The sequence below is a fragment of the Mesorhizobium sp. M2C.T.Ca.TU.002.02.1.1 genome, assembly GCF_003997225.1.
Genome location: NZ_RZTO01000851.1, coordinates 1 through 2,564 on the forward strand (window position 1 = coordinate 1; position 2,564 = coordinate 2,564).

3 protein-coding genes are annotated in these 2,564 nt (G+C 64.1%); all 3 read left to right on the forward strand.

Annotated elements, in window-relative coordinates; genetic code table 11:
• A partial coding sequence (locus tag EOD07_RS30390; protein WP_127237941.1) for an ABC transporter permease subunit occupies positions 1–916 on the forward strand: 916 nt, incomplete at its 5' end.
• A gap of 5 nt (positions 917–921) precedes the next feature.
• A complete protein-coding gene (locus tag EOD07_RS30395; protein WP_127237942.1) occupies positions 922–2,001 on the forward strand; it encodes an amino acid ABC transporter permease in 1,080 nt (359 codons plus the stop codon).
• A 10-nt stretch (positions 2,002–2,011) separates the two neighbouring features.
• On the forward strand, positions 2,012–2,564 hold a 553-nt coding region (locus EOD07_RS30400), incomplete at its 3' end, for an amino acid ABC transporter ATP-binding protein (RefSeq protein ID WP_245470549.1).

A 2,564-nucleotide genomic window follows, 5' to 3' on the forward strand; every position in this document is an offset into this window, starting at 1 on the left:
GTTCCTCGGAACCACCGGCCTTATCCTGGCGACGATCGTCGGCACGATCGTCGGTCTGGCGCGCACGTCATCGAACGAGTTGGCACGGCTGCGCGGCCGCACCTATGTCGACATCTTCCGCAACATCCCACTGATCCTGCAGGTCTTCTTCTGGTACGCTTTGATCACGCATCTGCCGACGCCGCGCGCCGCGCATGAGGCATTCGGCATGCTGCTGACCAGCCGTGGTCTGTATGTGCCTATTCCCAATGTCGGCGGAACGGCACTGGCGCTGGCCGTTTTGGCCGTGATCGCCGCGATCGCGCTGCCGGTCTGGCTCGGCCGCACATCGCAGATCAGCCAACCGGTCGGCGAACGTTCTGCCATCCAGTTCGCCGGTGCGGCAGTGGCGCTCGCCTGCGCGGTTGTCATCCTGATGATCGGTCGCCTGCCGGATGCAGCACTGCTCGACTTTCCTGCCCTGCAAGGCCTCAACCTGAAGGGTGGATTGCGCATCCCACCTGAATTTTCCGCTCTGGCCGTCGCCATTGCCGTCTATGGCGGCTCCTACATCGCCGAGATCGTGCGCGGCGGCTTCAAGGCCGTCGGCAAGGGCCAGATGGAGGCGGCGCTCTCGTTGGGCTTGAGCCCCTGGCGTGTCTTCACACTGGTCAGGCTGCCGCTGGCGCTGCGCGCAATGCTGCCGATCCTCGCCAACCAGTATGTCTGGCTGATGAAGGCAACCACGATGGGCATTGCGGTGGGCTTCACCGACTTCTTCATGATCGTGGCGCTGACGATCAACCACTCCGGCCAGACGCTCGAGGTGATCGGCATTCTGATGGCCGGCTTCCTCGCCATCAATCTCAGCCTTGCCGCGGTATTCAACCGCATCAACAAGGCCATCGCCCTCAAGGGCAATCAGCTGAGGGGATGACAGAAATGGAGATGGTCGTTGTCGCTCCCCCTGCTCCGGGCAGGCTCGAAGACCTGAAGCGCCGCTTCTTCGCAACGCCGCTTCAGGCGCTGCTGTCGCTGATATCCCTGACGATCATGGCTTTCATCGTCTGGAAGCTGCTCGACTGGGCCGTCTTCTCGGCCGTGTTCACCACGACCGGCGGGCCTGAGGCCTGCCAGGCGGCGGCCGGCGCATGCTGGTCGGTCATTGCCGCCCGGTGGCGCATCATCCTGTTCGGTCTCTATCCCTTCGAGGAGCAATGGCGCTCCGCGCTCGCCTGCGTCAGCGTGGTGGTCATGACGGTGCTGAGCTGCATCCCGGCCTTCTGGACCGGCCGCCGCATCGCGCTCATCTGGGGCGCAGGAACAGGCCTCTACTACGTGCTGATGAAGGGCGGCGTGCTCGGCCTGCCCTATGTCGGCGAGGAAGCCTGGGGCGGGCTGGCGCTTACCCTCTTCATCTTCGTCACCACCTGCCTGATCGGCTTCCCGCTGGCGATCTGCCTGGCGCTGCTGCGCCGCTCGGACCGGCCCTGGATATCGCGCACCACCGGTCTCATCATCGATGGCGTCCGCTCGCTGCCGCTGATCTCGATCCTCTTTACATTTGCCGTCGTTCTGCCTTTCGCCCTGCCGCAATGGCTGCAGGGCGACAAGCTCTACCGGGTGATCCTGGGCTCCGCCCTGTTCTTCTCCGCCTATCAGGCCGAGATCGTGCGCGGCGGCATGCAGGGCGTTCCGGCAGGACAGGAAGAAGCCGCCATGGCGCTCGGCATGAGCTACTGGCAGCGCATCGGCCGCATCGTGCTGCCGCAGGCGATGCGCAACGCATTGCCGGCGACGATCAACCAGTTCGTCATCTCGTTCAAGGAAACCTCGCTGGTGGTCATTGTCGGCTTCTTCGAGATCCTGGCCTCCGGCAACGCCGCCTATGGCACCGGCGAATGGCGCTTCGCCTATGTCGAGGTCTATGCCTTCATCGCCTTCATCTATTTTATCTTCGTCTTCAGCCTGTCCCGCTACGGCGCTTACCTCGAGCGGCGCATGGCGGTCGGCGAACGCTAGGGAGGCGCACTTGGATTCGACGCTCCCATCCGGCCCGGCCGTCCATATCGAAGGCCTCGACAAGCATTACGGGTCGTTCCATGCGCTGCGGAAGGTGAACCTCTGCGTCGAGCGCGGAGAAAGGATCGTCATCTGCGGTCCGTCAGGCTCCGGCAAATCCACGCTGATCCGCTGCATCAACCGGCTCGAGGAACACGAAGGCGGCCGCATCACCGTGCTCGGCACCGAGCTCAACGACGATGTCGGCAACATCGACGGGATCAGGCGCGAAGTCGGCATGGTGTTCCAGCACTTCAACCTGTTCCCGCACATGACCGTGCTTGAAAACTGCATGATCGCGCCGATGATCGTGCGCAAGCGGCCGCGCGCGGAGGCCGAGACGACGGCCAGGCGCTTTCTGGACAAGGTCCGCATCCCCGAGCAGGCGATGAAGTTTCCCGGCCAGCTCTCCGGCGGCCAGCAGCAACGCGTGGCGATCGCGCGGGCGCTTTGCATGCAGCCGCAGATCATGCTGTTCGACGAGCCGACCTCGGCGCTCGATCCGGAGATGATCGCCGAGGTGC

Excerpts from the sequence above, each read along its gene's own strand:
- EOD07_RS30395 (WP_127237942.1), top strand. The coding sequence starts at position 922 with ATGGAGATGGTCGTTGTCGCTCCCCCTGCTCCGGGCAGGCTCGAAGAC.